Source organism: Rhizobium sp. IY2 (genome assembly GCF_047532935.1).
GTDB classification, from domain to species: Bacteria; Pseudomonadota; Alphaproteobacteria; order Rhizobiales; family Rhizobiaceae; genus Rhizobium; species Rhizobium anhuiense.
Map to the genome: position 1 here is coordinate 338,956 of NZ_JBLKNU010000002.1, position 16,951 is coordinate 355,906.

Annotated in this window: 13 protein-coding genes; 10 read left to right on the forward strand and 3 right to left on the reverse strand. The window is 61.0% G+C overall.

Features of this window, described 5'->3' with window-relative positions; all coding sequences use genetic code 11:
* Positions 1-84: 84 nt before the first annotated feature.
* Entirely contained in the window at positions 85-789 is a 705-nt protein-coding gene (locus ACMUVN_RS10365) for a GntR family transcriptional regulator (RefSeq protein ID WP_414815087.1), read from the forward strand.
* 117 nt (positions 790-906) lie between these two features.
* Entirely contained in the window at positions 907-1,647 is a 741-nt protein-coding gene (locus ACMUVN_RS10370) for a hypothetical protein (protein ID WP_414815088.1), read from the forward strand.
* A 228-nt stretch (positions 1,648-1,875) separates the two neighbouring features.
* Here the strand turns inward: ACMUVN_RS10370 and ACMUVN_RS10375 are convergent, their stop codons facing one another.
* The 3 genes from ACMUVN_RS10375 to ACMUVN_RS10385 all read right to left on the reverse strand — a co-directional run bounded on the left by ACMUVN_RS10375 (position 1,876) and on the right by ACMUVN_RS10385 (position 6,884).
* Positions 1,876-3,816, reverse strand: a complete 1,941-nt coding sequence (locus tag ACMUVN_RS10375) for a methyl-accepting chemotaxis protein (protein ID WP_414815089.1) — start codon at positions 3,814-3,816, stop codon at positions 1,876-1,878.
* 639 nt (positions 3,817-4,455) lie between these two features.
* Complete coding sequence (locus ACMUVN_RS10380; protein ID WP_414815090.1) at positions 4,456-5,787, reverse strand: alpha-L-fucosidase; 1,332 nt, start codon at positions 5,785-5,787, stop codon at positions 4,456-4,458.
* A gap of 89 nt (positions 5,788-5,876) precedes the next feature.
* Positions 5,877-6,884: a LacI family DNA-binding transcriptional regulator gene (locus ACMUVN_RS10385; protein ID WP_080759860.1), complete on the reverse strand. Its 1,008-nt coding sequence runs from the start codon at positions 6,882-6,884 to the stop codon at positions 5,877-5,879.
* Positions 6,885-7,076: 192 nt separating this feature from the next.
* On the opposite strand from ACMUVN_RS10385, the gene ACMUVN_RS10390 reads away from it, so the two are divergent.
* The 8 genes from ACMUVN_RS10390 (at position 7,077) to ACMUVN_RS10425 (ending at position 16,950) form a co-directional block, all read left to right on the forward strand.
* Positions 7,077-9,002 carry an ABC transporter substrate-binding protein gene (locus ACMUVN_RS10390; protein ID WP_047612390.1) on the forward strand — a complete coding sequence of 642 codons (1,926 nt, stop codon included), beginning with the start codon at positions 7,077-7,079 and terminating at the stop codon, positions 9,000-9,002.
* Positions 9,003-9,104: 102 nt separating this feature from the next.
* Positions 9,105-10,091, forward strand: a complete 987-nt coding sequence (locus ACMUVN_RS10395; protein ID WP_063475876.1) for an ABC transporter permease — start codon at positions 9,105-9,107, stop codon at positions 10,089-10,091.
* A 12-nt stretch (positions 10,092-10,103) separates the two neighbouring features.
* Positions 10,104-11,237, forward strand: a complete 1,134-nt coding sequence (locus ACMUVN_RS10400) for an ABC transporter permease (RefSeq protein ID WP_047612395.1) — start codon at positions 10,104-10,106, stop codon at positions 11,235-11,237.
* Positions 11,227-12,276, forward strand: coding sequence for an ABC transporter ATP-binding protein (locus ACMUVN_RS10405; protein ID WP_414815091.1), 1,050 nt, complete (start codon positions 11,227-11,229; stop codon positions 12,274-12,276). Before ACMUVN_RS10400 ends, ACMUVN_RS10405 begins: the two co-directional genes overlap by 11 nt.
* Positions 12,276-13,334, forward strand: coding sequence for an oligopeptide/dipeptide ABC transporter ATP-binding protein (locus ACMUVN_RS10410; protein ID WP_196251258.1), 1,059 nt, complete (start codon positions 12,276-12,278; stop codon positions 13,332-13,334). Before ACMUVN_RS10405 ends, ACMUVN_RS10410 begins: the two co-directional genes overlap by 1 nt.
* Positions 13,334-14,167, forward strand: coding sequence for a 5-deoxy-glucuronate isomerase (locus ACMUVN_RS10415; RefSeq protein ID WP_047612405.1), 834 nt, complete (start codon positions 13,334-13,336; stop codon positions 14,165-14,167). The genes ACMUVN_RS10410 and ACMUVN_RS10415 overlap by 1 nt, the downstream gene beginning before the upstream one ends.
* 69 nt (positions 14,168-14,236) lie before the next feature.
* Positions 14,237-16,102 (forward strand): GH39 family glycosyl hydrolase, encoded by a 1,866-nt coding sequence (locus ACMUVN_RS10420; protein WP_414815092.1) that lies wholly within the window; start codon positions 14,237-14,239, stop codon positions 16,100-16,102.
* Between the two features lie 29 nt (positions 16,103-16,131).
* Complete coding sequence (locus tag ACMUVN_RS10425; RefSeq protein ID WP_414815093.1) at positions 16,132-16,950, forward strand: sugar phosphate isomerase/epimerase family protein; 819 nt, start codon at positions 16,132-16,134, stop codon at positions 16,948-16,950.
* Position 16,951 lies beyond the last annotated feature (1 nt).

Here is a 16,951-nt window from a genome sequence, read left to right on the forward strand (position 1 = left end):
ATCCTGAAATTTGCAGGCGGAAGACTGCCGTTGCGGGAATCGGCCGAAACGCAATACAAGGCTCTCATGACAGCGGAGGCGCGGATGCAGAACGAGGCGGAGAATGTGCGGGTGCGCGGTTCCGGCACGCAGAGCGTCTATGTCACGCTGCGCCGGGAAATCCTGTCGATGGCGCTGGAGCCCGGCAGTCCGCTCGATGAAGTGCGGCTGTCTGAACGTTTCGGGATGTCGAGGACTCCCATTCGCGAGGCGCTGTTGCGGCTCGCCGCTGATGGGCTGGTCACGACCCTGCCGAACAGGAATACGATCGTCGCGACGATCGATTTCGCCAGCCTGCCCACCTATTTCGAAGCGTTGACGCTGATGTACCGGGTCACGACGCGCGGCGCCGCCCAGCGGCGTAACTCCGAAATCATGAAGGTGATCCGGTTACATCAGAAGGACTTCGCCGATGCCGTTGCCGCGCGCGACGCCTATGCGATGATCGAGGCGAACCGCGAATTTCACGTGGCGATCGCCGAGCTTGCCGGCAATTCCTACTATACGGCCTTCTTCGCCAGGCTGCTCGACGAGGGCCGGCGCATTCTTCGCTTGTATTATTCGACCTTCGACGACCGCCTGCCGCGCCAATATGTCGACGAACATGAGGAGATGATCGCCGCGATCGAGGCCGGCGACGCCGAACGGGCCGATCAGCTGGCGATCGCTCACGCCGGGCAGATCGTCCGCCAGATCCAGGATTATATCGCTCGCGACCTCGACCGGCCGATGGCAATCAGCATATCCTGAAGCAACGGATAGAGCCGCCGGCGATCGCCTAATCAAGTATCATTAGTAAACGTTACTTGATTTTTCGTGTGTTGCAAGTTTGACTGTGGTCAAACCTCCAACCCCGAGGATAGGGTGATGGATTTGTTCAGGAAGAGGGACGATGACCCTGCTTTGCAGCAGCAAATGCCATTGCCATCAAGATATAGAAATATATTAGGGATGCTTTCCATAGCGGTTGTTGTTTTATCTGTATTCTTGATATCGCTTGGCGCTTTAATTGAGGTTTTTGAGCCGGAATTTCCTCCGAACGTCATCCTCGACCAAATTCCCTTGAGCTACATCTCCTGGTTCATGATTACCTTCGGGATAACGATCGTTGTCGTTAACGTGATTTTGGCAGCAAGACGGGAGTTTGCTCGAGAGAGAGCGGAAAGGATGCTTCCATCGGATACGGTGGAGATCAAAAGGCAGGCTTTGCGTGACCTGCGGACGCATCGAAACTGGTATGCGCGATCCTCCAGGGTCAATCAGTATCTCTGGAATTTTCTCACAATGGGGATCATCGTTCTGAGCGGCCTCTCTTCATTGTTCTCGGCCTATGGCACGGCCGTTCCCCAATGGCTTCCTATGATGAGCTCGGCGCTCGCGGCGCTTTTCGGTACGATCATCGTCCAATTCCGCATCCGGGATGCCTGGCAATTGAGAGAGCAGGGAAGAATCGAAGCCGAGATGCTCGTCGCCGAGGCTCATCTCATTGACATAACGGATGAGCTTGAGACGCTCAAACAGGCCGTCGCTCTTAGAAAGCGCGCTCATGCGCTTGAAATGAAGCAGCTCAACCAGTTCTTCGTGGAGACTACCGCAGCCAATCCCTGAGCCCGTTGTCGGCATCCGGCGGCGGGACCGGCCGAGCCATTCTGGACGAGCACGACCTTTGCTTGCTCAGACCCCAGATACATATGTCGCATGGGCAGCGGCGTTGCCGCTGCCCATGCTGGGATTTCCCGGATTGACGATGTCTTGAGCAGAACGGTTGGTCGAAGGTAAAGGCCGGTTTCCAGCGCAACGTCGCCGTTCAGAGCGTTGCCGGGGACCAGTTTTCCATCAGAAGCTCTCCCATTCCCTTGCGGTGGGCGCAGTGGCCGCAGCGGTTCTGCCGGAGAACGCGCCAGCAATTTTCTGGCCGAGCGCCCGGGCTGGAGAGGCAACCGGCCTGCTGTCGGGTGCCGCCGCCCTCGGCGCGTTCGTTTGAGCGCCTTCGAGCTTGAATTCGCTGACAAGGTTGCGCAGCTTGGCAGCCTCCTGCGCGAGTGTGTTCGAGGCGGCTGTCGACTGCTCCACCATCGCGGCATTCTGCTGCGTCGTCTGGTCCATTGAGTTGACGGCCGTGTTGACCTCGACAAGCCCTGTTGATTGCTCCCTGGCTGAGATCGTGATCGATTCCATGTGACCATTGATTTCAACGATAAAGCCGCCGATCGTCTTCAGTGCCTCCCCCGTATCGCGGACCAGCTTTACGCCGTTTTCCACTTCGCTCGAAGAGTTATGAATGAGTTCCTTGATTTCCTTGGCGGCCTTGGCCGAGCGCTGGGCAAGCTCACGCACTTCCTGCGCGACCACCGCGAAACCCTTGCCGGCGTCACCTGCACGGGCGGCTTCGACACCGGCATTGAGCGCCAGAAGGTTCGTCTGAAAGGCGATCTCGTCGATGACGCCGATAATATTGGAAATCTGCTGGGAAGATTCTTCGATCTTCCGCATAGCCTCCTCAGCATGGGAAACGACTTCGGCGGATCTGACGGCAGATTGATTTGCACGACCCGCGACGGCACGGGCCTCGTCGGTTCGCTTTGTGGAATTCGCCACGTTCGTGGTGATCTGATCGAGGGCAGCCGCCGTTTCTTCCAGTGAGGAGGCTTGCTGTTCCGTCCGCCTGGAAAGGTCCTGCGCACCGGCGGCAATCTCGCGGGTTCCGTTGTCCATGGCGGAAATCGAACTGGAAATTTCCGAAAGTGTGGTGCTGAGTTGACGTACGGACTGGTTGAAATCGTGACGCAGAGCCTCGAAATTGGGGGCGAAGGCCTCGGTGAGCTGGAAGGCGAGATCGCCCGAGGCAAGCCGCTTCAGACCGGTCGCGATGTTCTGCGTGGCAAAAGCCAAATGTCCGGCTTCGGTCTCCTTGATGCGGTTGATTTCCTCTTGCTCCTTGGCCCGCCGTTCGCCTGTCACGGCAGCTTCGGCCTCAAGTTCGCTGTTGGTGACGGCAGCCTGGCGGAACACCTCCACCGCGGTTGCCATTGCGCCGATTTCGTCCCTGCGCTCGGCGCCGGAAACTGCGATTGACGTATCGCCTTCGGCAAGTTTGCGCATAACGCCGGTGATCGCGGCCAACGGACGGATCATGGCAGTGTTCAGCGCAAGCAGCACGAGAAGGCCGAATACGATCATACCAATAGAGCCGGCAATGATGGTAAAGCGTGCACTCGCCGCGGCGTCCGCTGCTTCTGCAGAACGGGTTGCAAGCAGCTTCTCCTCGACATCCATGATCTCGGCTGCCTTGGCACGGATACCGTCCATCCACTTCTTGCCAACGCCGGAGGCCTCCAGGTCACGCGCCTGCTGCATAGTCTCTTTTGTGGCCATCAGCTTCGTTTCCTGTGCAACCACGGCCGCGCTCCAGCCATTAGCCAAGGCTTCCAACTCGTCCAAGCGCTTCTGCTGAGCTGGATTGTCGGAGGTGAGTTGCTTCGCCTTCTGGAGACTTGCCGTAAAGGATTCGGCGCCGGCCTTCTGTGGAGCGAGGAAGTTGTTATCGCCGGAGACGAGATAACCGCGCATCCCGGTTTCCTGATCAACCATGGCGGCTACGATACTATTGACCGTACCCAACACCGTATAGGTATGCTCGGTCCAGGTGGCCGCCTTCTCCTGCGAGGCAAGAGAATTATAGCTCACGAGGTTGACAGTGGTGCTGACTGCCAGCAGCAGGAAGAATACGAGGGCGATCTTGCCCAGAATTTTGATATTGTTGAAAAAAGACAGCATGAATTACTCCGGGGGATGGTTCCATTGCCGGGGCCTGCTTGCGGGCGATGGCCTAGGAAGGGTCTGGCGCTGGCCGGTTGTTTGGATGAAACGGCGTGTGAAAAACTTCAGCAAGAGGAATGGGGTGTGACGGTCGGTCTCCATGCGAGGGCGTTAGCGGAGACGCAATTGAGTCCGCTTGGGGCTGTTCAAAATTGGAAGGAGTGCCGCGATTCATTCCGGCCGGAAATGCAAGTCTGGCGGCATTATCTGCCCGGAAGGACCAAACCCGACGCCGCATTGGCGTGAGACAATTAGTCACGCATAAAGGTTAACAAGATTCTGGCCTCGTTTTTGGGAGGCGCCATTTGCGACGCAATACGGACAAGACTTCGAACACTGGATAGCCCAGTCCGAATATCTTGCCGTTTGCCTTCATATACTTGCCGAACGTCTCCTCATGTCCGAGCAGCGCTCCCGCCAGGACGAATCCACATTCATTTCAGCCACAGGCAGATTGCTGCGAGATGGACAAATATAAGGAAGTATTCTGCGCGTCGGTCATGGATTGCGAAACGGGGCGGAAGCGTTTACGCAAGAGCAACTCAAGGTGCTGCAGCGTCCTTTGCGCGTCTGAAAAGACGCAGCAGCGCTGCGGTGCTAAATACCAGGGGCACTCCCTGCCGTGAGCTTGACTTCGATGACCGGGACCACGATCTGAGGCCGGCGCACCCGCAGGACGAATGTCAGTTGATCCGCGCCGACGGGGAACTGGGTGTTTGCCCATAACGTATTGGCGGACGGGCGCAGCCAGGTGACCTCGCTGCCATCATGCAGGAATTGCGCATATTCGATCTTGCTCGCCAGCGCATCGAAATGCAGATGGCGATAGGGCCAGTTGAAGAGGTGGACATAGAGACGATCGCCATTCTGGGTCAGGCGGCAATCGGCTGGCGCGGTGAAGTCGGACTGGCTGCAGCCGACAATGCTGCGCTCGTGCAGCGCCATCCATTCCTCATAAGCGGCAAGGGCAGCTATCGCGCGGTGGTCGAGCGTGCCGCGCGCCGTCGGCCCGACATTCATCAGCAGATTGCCGCCCATGGCAACGGTGCCGACCAGCATCTGCACCAGTTGCTCCGTGCTTTTCCAGGTGTCCTCGTCGCGGTGATAACCCCAGGAGCCGCTGAGCGTGTGGCACGCTTCCCAAACGACGCGCTTGCCGTCGCGTAGCGGTCGGGCGCGCGGCATATATTGCTCCGGCGTGACGATATCGGGCTGCAGGCCGGCGAGGTCGAGCCGGTTGTTGATGATGATATCAGGGGCGAGTTCGCGCACCAGGCGCACGAGTTTCTCGCTTTCCCAATCCTGGTGGCCCTTTCCAACCAGTTCTCCAAGCTTCCACTGCGGATAGCTGAAATCGAACCACATGATGTCGATCTGGCCGAACTCGGTCAGCAACTCGCGCACCTGCTCGCGCATGAAGGCGGCATAGCGGCTGATATCCCGGCCTTCGTTGATTTTCAGCGCATCCGGATGATTGCGCTGCGGGTGGCGCGGATCGACCGTAAAGTCGGGATGATGCCAGTCGATCAGCGAATAGTAGAAGCCGATCCTCAGGCCCTCGGCGCGGAAGGCGTCGACGAAGGGGCGCAACAGATCTTTCCCATAAGGCGTGTTGGTCACCTTGAAGTCAGTGGCCTGGGTATCCCAGAGGCAGAAGCCTTCATGGTGCTTGGTGGTCAGCACCACATATTTCATGCCGGCGGCCTTTGCGCGCCTCGCCCATTCGCGTGGGTCGTAGAGATCGGGATCGAAGTGATCGAAATATTTCTGGTAGTCGGCGTCGTTCAGTTCTTCGCGGCTCTTGACCCATTCATGGCGTGCCGGCAGCGCGTACAGCCCCCAATGCACGAACATGCCGAACCGGTCACGAACAAACCAGGCCTTCTTCTCCTCAGGCAGGGCCAGTGACTGCAGATTGTCGATATCCATCGGATATTCCTCCCGTTCCAAACTTTAAGATTGGAGCATGATGTCGTCCGAAAACCGCTCACACGTTTCGGCATCATGCTCCAGGGCGTTCAGGTCGTTTCACGGATGATGAGCTCCGGCACGATGACGATGCCGTGCTGGCGGTTTCTGGTGGCGATGCGGCTGAGCAGCAGACGCACGGCTTCCTCTCCCATTTCCCGCTTCTGCACCCGCAAGGTGGTGAGCGCCGGAGACAGCAGTTCGGCCGTTGGAATGTCGTCGAAGCCGATCAGGGCAATCTGCCCGGGGATTGAAATGCCGGCGGCCCGGCAGGCCTTCATGGCGCCGATCGCATTAAGATCGTTGTAGCAGACAAGCGCATCGATGCCGGGCGCTTCCGCCAGCAATTGCGCGGCCGCCGTCTGGCCGCCGGCGGCGGTCGGATCGCAATAGACGATGCCTTGCGCCTTTAGCCCATGGGCCGCCAGCGTCTTGCGAATTCCGACAAGACGGCTCTTGCCGCCAAACGAACTGCGCGGCCCGGCGATGATCGCGATCTTGCGGCGTCCGCGCTCGACCAGATGGTCGATGGCGCGCGATGCTCCTGTCTCGTAGTCGGTGACGATCGTCCCAGCGACCTCGTTGGGCGCCTCGCGGTTGATGAGCACCACGGCCCGGTGGGGCGCAAGCGCCTTATGCAAGGCGGCATCGGGCAGTCGCGGGCTGCAGACGATGATCCCGTCGACCCGATGCCTGAGCAGCGTTTCGATGAGCTCTTCCTCCCGCTTGCTGTTCTCGACGACATTGGACAGAAGCAGGTTGTAGCCGGCAGCGCTCGCGGCATCCTCGGCTCCCCGGATGACTTCGGGAAAAAACGGATTGGTGATATCGGGAACGAGAAGGCCGATGGCCTTCGATCGATCGGACCGCAATCCGCGCGCAAAGGGATTGGGCCGGTAGTTGAGTTCGCTCGCCGCCAGAATAATCCGTTGACTGGTCTCCGCACTGGCTCCGCCCTGGTCATTGAGCACGCGCGACACCGTCATCGGCGACACTCCTGCGGCGCGGGCAACATCGGCGATGGTTATTTTGGATTCTGGCTCTTTAGGGCGGCTCAACGGGACGGTCTCTCGGAGGGGTTAGAAACTTACGATAACGATAACTAGCATAATTTCCCGGAAAGCCAAGGCAATTCCGGCTCAATGCAAGGCAGGGAGAATCTCTTTGACAAGATTGTACGGTAACGATAACGTTCGAGAAAGAGGAGAATACGTTAACGATAACCTAGAGCGGAATATTGGGAGGAAAGAATGCAACACGTCAGAATCTTAAGACGGCAGGTTGTCTCAACCGTTGCCGCGGCGATCCTCATTGGCGCCGGCTGGGCCGGCGCCGCATTCGGCTTTGAAGAATCGCCGGAACTGAAGGCGCTGGTCGATGCCGGCAAGCTGCCGCCTGTGGAAAAACGGCTGCCCAAGGAGCCGCTGGTGCTCACGCCGCTTGACTCGGTCGGCACCTATGGCGGCACTTGGCGCACGGCCACCTTTGGCGGTGGCGACAGCGAGATCGAGCGTTCGATCGGCTATACGAGGCTGGTCCGCTGGAATCCGGAATGGACCGAGGTGATCCCCGATATCGCCAAGAGCGTCGAGGTCAATGCCAATGCCACCGAATATACCTTCACCTTGCGCGAAGGCACGCGCTGGTCGGACGGCGAGCCCTTCACCGCCGACGATCTGGTGTGGTGGAACGAGAACGTGCTGCGCAACACCAAGATCACGCCTGCAGCGCCCGACTGGCTGACCGCAGGCGGAGAGACCGTCAAGGTCGAAAAGCTCGCCGACGACAAGGTCGTCTTCAAGTTTGCCGCACCGAACGGCCTGTTCCTGATGAACATGGCCACTGTGCGCGGCTCCGATATTCTGGCCGCCGCACCGGCGCACTACCTCAAGCAATTCCACAAGGATTTCAATCCCGACGGTATCGACGCCCTGGTGAAGGCAGCCGGCGCAACCGACTGGGTCCAGCTCTTCAACAACAAGATCGGCTTTCCCGGCCGCTGGCGCGATCTCGGCCGCCCGACACTCGATGCCTGGGTGCTGACCGCGCCCTATAACGGGACCACGCAGGTCGTTGCCGAACGCAATCCATATTATGCCAAGGTGGATACGGCAGGAAACCAGCTGCCTTACTTCGATCGGATCACCATCGATGTGATGCAGGATACCCAGGCAATCATCCTGAAGGCGATCAGCGGCGAAATCGACATGCAGAATCGTTTTATTGAGACGACGGACGCCCGCACCGTGATCGTGCAAAACCAGGAGAAGGGCGGCTACGGCCTGTTCATCGCCCGGCCGGCGTGGTCGAACGCCCTGCTGATTACCCTCAACCAGACCCACAAGAATCCGGCCTTGCGCGCCGTCTTCTCCAACAAGGATTTCCGCATCGGCCTCAGCTATGCCATCAACCGCGAAGAGCTCAACCAGCTGATCTATGCCGGACAGGCTAAACCCTATCAGGCAGCGCCGCGTGAAGGCACAGCGCTCTACGACGAAAAGATGGCGACGCAGTATCTGGAATATAATGTCGATCTCGCCAATCAGTATCTCGACAAGGCGGGCCTGACCAAACATGACGCCGAAGGCTATCGCCTCGGCCAGGACGGCAAGCGGATTACCTTTGCGATCGACGCTTTGACCGGAAGCCCGATCCAGGTGGACGCGCTCGAGATGATCCAGCGCTACTGGCGGGCCGTCGGCATCGACATGCAGCCGCGCCCGGCCGAACGTTCGCTGATCTTCTCCCGCCTGCAGAACAATGAAAATGACGGCTTGGGATGGGTTGGCGGCGGCGGCTACGATTTCCTCGGCCTGCTCGATCCCAAATGGTATTTCCCGCACGAATACGAGTCGAGCTTCGCGACGGCCTGGGGCCTCTACTACCAGAACCCCAAGGATCCGAACGCTGAGGAGCCGAGCCCTGCTGCCAAGAAGCAGATGGATCTCTACCGGCAGGTACAGGAAGCGCCGACGCTCGAAAAGCAGCTGGCGGCGATGAAGGAACTGCTGGCGATCACCCGTGACGAATTCTACGTCATCGGCACCAACCTGGAGCCGGACCGCGTCGGCATCGTCAAGACCAATATGCGCAATGTCCCGAAGGTCATCCCCAGCACGTCATTCTACATGACGCCAGGACCGGCAAAGCCGGAGACCTTCTACTACCAGCAGTAACGGCACGCGACCGATAGGGATGGCGTCTCCGGGCGCCATCCCAGCAATACCAGCCCAGTCCCAATCATCCGATCGGCGATCGCCGATTGAAGGAGCTTGACCATGGCCGGCTTCATCATCAGACGTCTGCTTTATATGATCCCGATGATGTTCGCGATCTCAGTCGTGACCTTCATCATCATCCAGTTGCCGCCCGGCGACTTCCTGACCGCGATGACCGCGCGTCTGGCCTCCCAGAACGAAACGATCGATCCCGGCGTCATCGCCGGCCTGCGCGAACGCTATGGCCTCGATCAGCCCTGGGCGGTCCAATACTGGAAATGGATCAGCGGCATCCTGCTGCGCGGCGATTTCGGCCAGTCCCTCGATTGGAACAAGCCGGTCAGCGAGCTGATCTGGGCCCGCATGGGCCTGACGATGGTGGTATCGGTCACCACGCTGCTGTTTGTCTGGGCGGTCGCCTTTCCAATCGGCATCTATTCGGCCGTGCGGCAATATTCGGCGGGCGATTACGTCGCCACCTTCTTCGGCTTTCTCGGCCTTGCCATCCCGAACTTCCTGCTGGCGCTGGTGCTGATGTATGTTTCGGCGCAGTATTTCGGCCAAAGTACCGGCGGGCTGTTTTCGCCCGCCTATATCAACGCCGTCTGGAGCTGGGCCAAGCTCGGCGATCTCATTTCGCATATGTGGATCCCGGTCGTCGTTCTCGGCACCGGCGCCACCGCAGCGCTGATCCGCATCATGCGCGCCAACCTGCTCGACGAGCTCAACAAGCCTTATGTCGACATGGCCCGTGCCCGCGGTTTGAGCGAAATCCGGCTGCTGTTGAAATATCCGGTGCGGGTGGCGCTCAACCCGTTCGTCTCGACCGTCGGCTGGGTGCTGCCGCACCTCGTCTCCGGCTCGGTGGTGGTCTCCATCGTTCTCAGCCTGCCGATCACCGGGCCGCTGCTGCTCAACGCCCTGTTTGCCCAGGATATGTATCTGGCCGGCACCTTCATCCTGCTGATGAGCATGCTGACGCTGATCGGCACGCTGATCTCGGACCTGCTGCTTGCCTGGCTCGATCCACGCATTCGCAACGGCTGAAGGACGATAGATATGACCGATCAAGCCATCGCGCTATCACCTGAACTGATCCAGAATTCCGACGCGGTCGCCGGGCAGTGGAAGCTCATCTGGCGGCGCTTCTGTCGCCATCGGCTGGCCCTCGCCGCTGGCGTCGTCATCTTTTTGATCTACATGGTCGCCCTGTTTGCCGAGGTTCTCGCTCCGGTTTCATCGCAGACCTATGATTCCCGCTACACCTATGCGCCGCCGCAGCAGATCAGATTCGCCGGCCACGACGCGGCGGGGCAGTTTCATCCGCTCTATGTCAACGGTTATTCGATGAAGGTCGACCCGATCGCGCTCAGCCGCAATTACGTGGCCGATCCGGCCGTCGTCATTCCCATCGGCTTCTTCGTGAAAGGCGAACCTTACCGGCTCTGGGGTCTGTTTAATCTGGACCGGCACTTGATCGGCCCGACCGAGATGGGCAAACCCTTCTACCTGTTCGGCGCCGACCGGCTGGGTCGCGACGTCTTCAGCCGGACGGTCCACGGCACCCGCGTTTCGATGTCCGTCGGACTGATCGGGGTCGCAATCAGTCTCATCCTCGGCATCATCCTGGGCGGCATCTCGGGGCTCTACGGCGGCTGGGTCGACGATGTGATCCAGCGCTCCATCGAACTCATCAATTCCATCCCGACCATCCCGCTGTGGATGGGCCTTGCGGCTGCCGTTCCGATCAGTGCCGATCCGATCCTGGTCTATCTCTGGATCACGGTCATCCTGTCGCTGATCGGCTGGACCGATCTGGCACGGGTGGTGCGCGGGCGCTTCCTGTCGCTCAAGACGGAGGATTTCGTGATCGCCGCCCGTCTCGATGGCTGCTCGCGGATGCGCATCATCTGGCGGCACATGGTGCCGTCCTTCATGAGCCACATCATCGCCTCGGTGACGCTCGCCATTCCGACGATGATCCTCGCGGAAACCGCGCTTTCCTTCCTCGGCATCGGACTGCGCCCGCCTGTCGTGAGCTGGGGCGTGCTCCTTCAGGAGGCGCAGAACATTCTCGCGGTCACGAGCGCGCCCTGGCTGTTTCTTCCCGGTCTTGCGGTGATCGTCACCGTGCTCGCCCTCAATTTCCTCGGTGATGGATTACGCGATGCTGCAGATCCCTATGAATACTGATCCTAATTTCGCCACCACCGGCGACCGGCACGGTGCTCGCGACCCGCTGATCGAGGTCGACGATCTCAGGACCCATTTCTTCAGCGGTGCGGGCACGATCAGGGCGGTCGACGGCGTCTCCTTTTCCATTCCGCGCGGCAAGACGGTCTGCGTCGTCGGCGAATCCGGTTCGGGCAAGAGCATTACCGGCCGCTCGATTCTCAACCAGGTTCCGCGCGGAGGGCGGATCGTCTCGGGAGCAATCCGCTACCGGCCGGATCCCGCAGCACCCTCCGTCGACCTGGCGGCGCTCGATCCGCGCGGCCGCGATATGCGGGCGATCCGTGGTGCCCAGATCGGCCTGATCAGCCAGGAGCCGATGGCGGCCCTTTCCCCCGTTCATACGATCGGCAACCAGATGGTGGAGGTGATCCGCCTGCATCTGAAGATGGGAAAGAAGGAGGCGCGCGAGCATGCCATCGAGACATTGGCTCTGGTCGGCATTCCCAGGCCGGCCGAGCGTATGGAAAGTTATGCCTTCCAGTTTTCCGGCGGCATGCGCCAGCGCGTCTGCATCGCGCTCGCGCTCGCCTGCCGCCCCAAGCTCTTGATCGCCGACGAGCCGACGACGGCGCTCGATGTGACCACCCAGGCCAATATCCTCGATCTGCTTGCCTCGCTGCAGGCCGAATTCGGGCTCTCGGTGCTGTTCGTGACCCATGATCTCGGCGTGGTGGCCGAAATCGCCGATGAAGTCGTCGTCATGTATGTCGGCCGGGTCGTGGAGGCAGGCGATGTCGACACGATCTTCCACGCTCCCGCCCACCCCTACACCAAGGCGCTGCTGCAATCGGTGCCGCGCATGCATGGACAACCCAGCGAACGGCTGGCGATCATCGACGGCATGGTGCCCTCGCGTTTCAACCGACCCCAGGGCTGCAGCTTTCATCCTCGATGCAAAGAGGCGAGGGCCGGCCTTTGCGACCAAAGGGATCCGCAGCCCGTCGCCATCGGCGACCGGCATGTCGCCAGCTGTCTGCTTTACGAAGGAGGACGATGATGGCCGATCCCATGACCCAACGAAGCCCTCTGCTCGAACTGAACGATCTCAGGATGCATTTCCCCATTCGCAAGGGCGCATTCCGGCGTGTGGTCGGCCACGTCAAGGCGGTCGACGGCGTTTCGCTTCGCGTCGAGGATGGCGAAACACTGGGGATTGTCGGCGAGTCCGGCTGCGGCAAGTCGACGCTTGCCCGCACGGTCCTGCGCATCTATCAGCCGACGAGCGGCGAAATCCGCTATCGCAGCCGCAGCGGTGGCACGGTCGATCTCGCCACGCTGTCCGGTTCCGCCCTCGACGAAATCCATCGCGACCTGCGCATCGTGTTTCAGGATCCGCAATCCTCGCTCAATCCGCGCCTGCCCGTCATCGACATCATCGGCGAGGTGCTTGCTGTCAACGGCATCGCCAAGGGTCGTGAACTCGAACATCGGGTCGCCGAGTTGATGCAGAGCGTCGGCCTGCGGCCGGAATATATGCACCGCTATCCCCATGCTTTCTCCGGCGGTGAACGCCAGCGCATCGGCATCGCCCGGGCGCTGGCGTCCAATCCGCGCCTGGTGATTGCCGATGAGGCCGTCTCGGCGCTCGATGTCAGCGTCCAGGCGCAAACCATCAACCTGCTGCAGGATCTGCAGGAGCAGTTCGGACTGACCTATCTCTTCGTCGCCCACGACCTCTCGGTCGTCCGGCACATCTCGGACAATATTGCCGTCATGTATGTCGGCCGGGTCGTCGAAAAGGCGCCGACGGAACAGATCTTCTCGCGCCCGCTCCACCCCTACACCGAAGCGCTGCTCTCGGCGGTGCCGATCGCCGATCCGAGGATGCGCCGCCACGGTCAACGCATCCGGCTGGCGGGCGAGGTTGCCGACCCCGCTCATCCGCCGCCCGGCTGCGCATTTCATCCGCGCTGCCGCTACGCCACCGGCCTTTGCAAGCAGGAGGTGCCGGGCTTGCGCACCGTCACCGCCGATGGGCACGCCGTGGCCTGTCACCACGCCGAATCCCTGTCGCTTAATCCTTTCGCCGACCGTACCGTTCCGGAGTTCAATTGATGCCTGAATTCATTCCACGCTCCGAGCAGCGTCCCATCGTGGATACCTCCTCCGCGACGCTCGATCTCATCTACTTCGATCTCGTCACTCTCGCCTCCAACGAGCAGGACATCCGGCGGCTGCCCGCGCACGAAAGCCTCTACGTCGTGCTATCGGGTCAGGTGGATATCGAGGTGGATGGCATCATGTTCGAAGCTGTGGGCCGGCGAGCCGATATCTGGGGAGGCGATGCGGACTCGGTTTACGCGCCCGTCGGCGCCAATATCCGGATATCGGCTCGTGGCGCCGCGGCGGAGGTCGCCATTGCCGGCGGTCTCTGCGACACCCGCTACGCCCCGTTTCGGGTGACGCCGGATGAGGTCGATGCGGTCAATGTCGGTTCGTCTGACACGCACAGCCAGCGGCGGATCGTCCATCTGCTCGGCCAACGACAGAACGGACGCTGCGGCAACCTGCTGGTGAGCGAACTCTATGCCGGCGAAGGCTGCTGGTCCGGCTATCCCCCTCACAAGCACGATACCGAGGACGGCGATGTCGAGACCCGGCACGAAGAACTCTATCACTACCGCTTCCAGCCGGAGACCGGCTTCGGCAGTCAGATCACCTATGACGAGGACGGCCCGGTCAAGATCCTGATGACCCGCAACGGCGACACCGTCCTGGTCGACCGGGGTTACCACCCGACGGTCACCTCTCCGGGGCATCGCGGCTATATCTTCACCATCCTGGTCGGCAAGCACCGCCGAGGTCTGATCCAGCGCTTCGACCCCGCCCATCAGCATCTGACCAAGACCATCCCCGGCATCGATGCGATGCGCGATAAGTTCAAATAATCCGGCTCCTGGCCTCGTGTGCCGGCTTTGCGGCGCACCGCCAAACTTCCGCCCAAGGAGAGACGACTCATGCGTGAACGTACGCGAATAAATGTTGATGCCGGTGAAGCGGTGCGCCCGTTCAACCGGTTCTGGCGCGGCACTGGTTTTTCACCGGCCGAGCTGCTGCTCGAACCGGAGATGCGCCAGATGCTCGCCTATATCGGCGGCCTGCCGAATGAGGGCATCAAGTTCCTGCGTGTGCATTATCTCTACAATCTGCTGAGCGCAAAGGGCGGGGCCGGCTACGACTGGTCCCTGCTCGACCGCGCGTTCGACGTGATGATCGAACACCGCCTGAAGCCGTTCTTTGAGCTGATGGGCAACCCGTCGGGTGTGTTCACCGACTATGAGGATATGGATCAGGTCAGGCGCTGGCGCGATCTGGTGACGGCGACTGCAGATCGCTATGGCGCGCGTTACGGCATGGACGAATTGCGCACATGGTATTTCGAAACGACGAACGAGGCTGATTCCGGCTGGTGGACCTATGGGATCAAGGGTTACACCAATTACTACGACGCCTGCGTCGCCGGCCTCGATGCCGTCGATCCCAGCCTGCCGATGGGCGGGCCTGGCACCGCCCGGACGCTCTCGCCGATCTTTCGCGCCCTGATGGCGCATTGCGACAGCGGCACGAGCTGCCTGACCGGCAACGGCCCGCCGCGCCTCGACTACATCTCGATCCACGAAAAGGGCGTCAATGGCAGCAAGGAAGATCTGACCCCGAAAACCAACGGCATCGTCGACCGCACGCTTCTCGTCGTCGATTATCTCAAGGAGAATCACCCGCGTCTCGCGGGCCTGCCCATGATCAACGACGAATGCGATCCGCAGCTCGGCTGGAGCGATCATCATAGTTGGCACGGCAAAGCCTATTACGCCGGGATCATCGCCCGCATCATCGAACAGCACGACCGCCGCATCATCGCCCCGAAAGCGGCTGACTTCACCTTCCTCAGCAATGACCACGCCTTTATCGGCGGCTGGAGCCAGCGCACCATCTTTGCCTATTTCGGCCCGCGCAATTTCACCAAGGCGCAATGGGAGCACAAGACCGATCTCAGCACTGTGGTGACGGATGTCGATCGGGCGCCGCCCTTCGACATCATCAAGAAGCCCGGCCTGACATCGATGGAACTGCTCGCAACGCTTGGCGATACCGTCTGCAAGGTGACGGCCGACCCGCCGCTTGCTCCCGACCAGGATGGCCTGGCGATCCTGCCGACGCGGCTGCCGGGCGGCGGTGTTTCCATCAGTCTCATCCACAGCGTCGATGCCATCAACCGCTCGGGCCGGACCGCCGTCCGCCTCGAGGTGAGCGGCCTGGTTCCCGGCCGGCATGCGCTTTGCCTGCTGCGCATCGACGAGGAGTTCACCAATCCGATGGAGGTCTGGGAGGCCCAGCGCGACGAAAGCAACCCGCGCGGGCCCTTCGAGCCGGTCGGCGCGCCGCCGGCACCTAGTGAAGCGCAGTTTGCCGAGCTGCGCCGGGCGCAGGAGCCCGCCTTGCTGCATCCAATCAGCGTCGTCGCCTGCGACGACGGCCGGATCAGTGTCGATCTCGATGTGCCGCTGCCGTCACTGACGCAGGTGCTTGTCGTTCCCGACACCAGCGCGGCCCCGGCTGCACCGACCGGCCTTGTCGTCGAACGCTACCTCGGTCTCGGCGGCCGGGAGGAGCGCATGCTGTTCTGGGCTGCCGGCGATGCCGGCCCTGCCATCTTCTACGATGTCCTGGCCAGCGCCGATGGCGGGACGTTTGAAAAGGTCAGTCCCGCGCCGCTGATCTCGACCGCATTCCTGCATATGTCGCCGCCGGAGGGCGTGCGTTACGCGGTCTGCGCCCGCGATGCATTCGGCCGCCGCAGCGAGCTTTGTATCGCCCGCTCATGAACAGCGCCTTTCTCTCTGGGATCTGATCCATGGATATCGCCTATTTCACCAAGACCCTGGAGGGCCTGCCGCTCGAGAGGGCGGCCGAGATCACTGCCGGCCTGGGATTCGATTGTGCCGATCTTCTCATTCGAGATGGCCATGCCGTTTCCCCAGACAGGCCGGACGAGATCGTCAAGGCCGTAAAACTCTTTGCCGCAGCCGGGGTGCGTGCTCCGATGGCGACCATCGATTCCACACGGCCCGACGATGCCGCATCCCGGCTTCTCGGCTGTTGCGGCGAGGCCGGCATCGGCCAGATCAGGCTTGGCTTCTGGCGTTACGACCCGTTGCGGCGCTGGCAGGTTCAGCTCGATGAGGCGCGGCGTGATCTCGACGGCTTCGAGCGCCTGGCCGAACGCTTCGCCGTCACGCTGACCATCCAGCTCCACGGCGGGACCCTGCACAGCTCGGGCGCGCTGGCGGTGCAATTGCTGGCCGGGCGAGATCCCGTCAGGATCGGCGCTTATGTCGATCCGGCCAATCAGATCATTCGCGAGGGAAGCGAAGACTGGCGTCTGACCCTCGATATTCTTGATCCGTGGTTCTGCTGCATGGGCGTCAAGAACAGCGGTTGGTTCCCCGGCACTTACGGAGCCTACGGCCAGCGCGCATGGCATTCGGACTGGTACGGGCTCGACGAAGGCATGGTGCCGTGGAGCGACATCGTTCCGCATATGGTGACGACAGGATTTACCGGTGTGTTGTCGGTGCATTCGCAATACCGGGTTCCCCGGCAACAGGCGCTCGACAAGGTCCGCGCCGATCTCGCCCATCTCAGGCGCCTGGTCGCCGCAGCGAAAGAGTAGA

Excerpts from the sequence above, each read along its gene's own strand:
- ACMUVN_RS10365 (WP_414815087.1), top strand. The coding sequence starts at position 85 with ATGCAGAACGAGGCGGAGAATGTGCGGGTGCGCGGTTCCGGCACGCAG.
- ACMUVN_RS10370 (WP_414815088.1), top strand. The coding sequence starts at position 907 with ATGGATTTGTTCAGGAAGAGGGACGATGACCCTGCTTTGCAGCAGCAA.
- ACMUVN_RS10375 (WP_414815089.1), bottom strand. The coding sequence starts at position 3,816 with ATGCTGTCTTTTTTCAACAATATCAAAATTCTGGGCAAGATCGCCCTC.
- ACMUVN_RS10380 (WP_414815090.1), bottom strand. The coding sequence starts at position 5,787 with ATGGATATCGACAATCTGCAGTCACTGGCCCTGCCTGAGGAGAAGAAG.
- ACMUVN_RS10390 (WP_047612390.1), top strand. The coding sequence starts at position 7,077 with ATGCAACACGTCAGAATCTTAAGACGGCAGGTTGTCTCAACCGTTGCC.
- ACMUVN_RS10395 (WP_063475876.1), top strand. The coding sequence starts at position 9,105 with ATGGCCGGCTTCATCATCAGACGTCTGCTTTATATGATCCCGATGATG.
- ACMUVN_RS10400 (WP_047612395.1), top strand. The coding sequence starts at position 10,104 with ATGACCGATCAAGCCATCGCGCTATCACCTGAACTGATCCAGAATTCC.
- ACMUVN_RS10405 (WP_414815091.1), top strand. The coding sequence starts at position 11,227 with ATGAATACTGATCCTAATTTCGCCACCACCGGCGACCGGCACGGTGCT.
- ACMUVN_RS10410 (WP_196251258.1), top strand. The coding sequence starts at position 12,276 with ATGGCCGATCCCATGACCCAACGAAGCCCTCTGCTCGAACTGAACGAT.
- ACMUVN_RS10415 (WP_047612405.1), top strand. The coding sequence starts at position 13,334 with ATGCCTGAATTCATTCCACGCTCCGAGCAGCGTCCCATCGTGGATACC.
- ACMUVN_RS10420 (WP_414815092.1), top strand. The coding sequence starts at position 14,237 with ATGCGTGAACGTACGCGAATAAATGTTGATGCCGGTGAAGCGGTGCGC.
- ACMUVN_RS10425 (WP_414815093.1), top strand. The coding sequence starts at position 16,132 with ATGGATATCGCCTATTTCACCAAGACCCTGGAGGGCCTGCCGCTCGAG.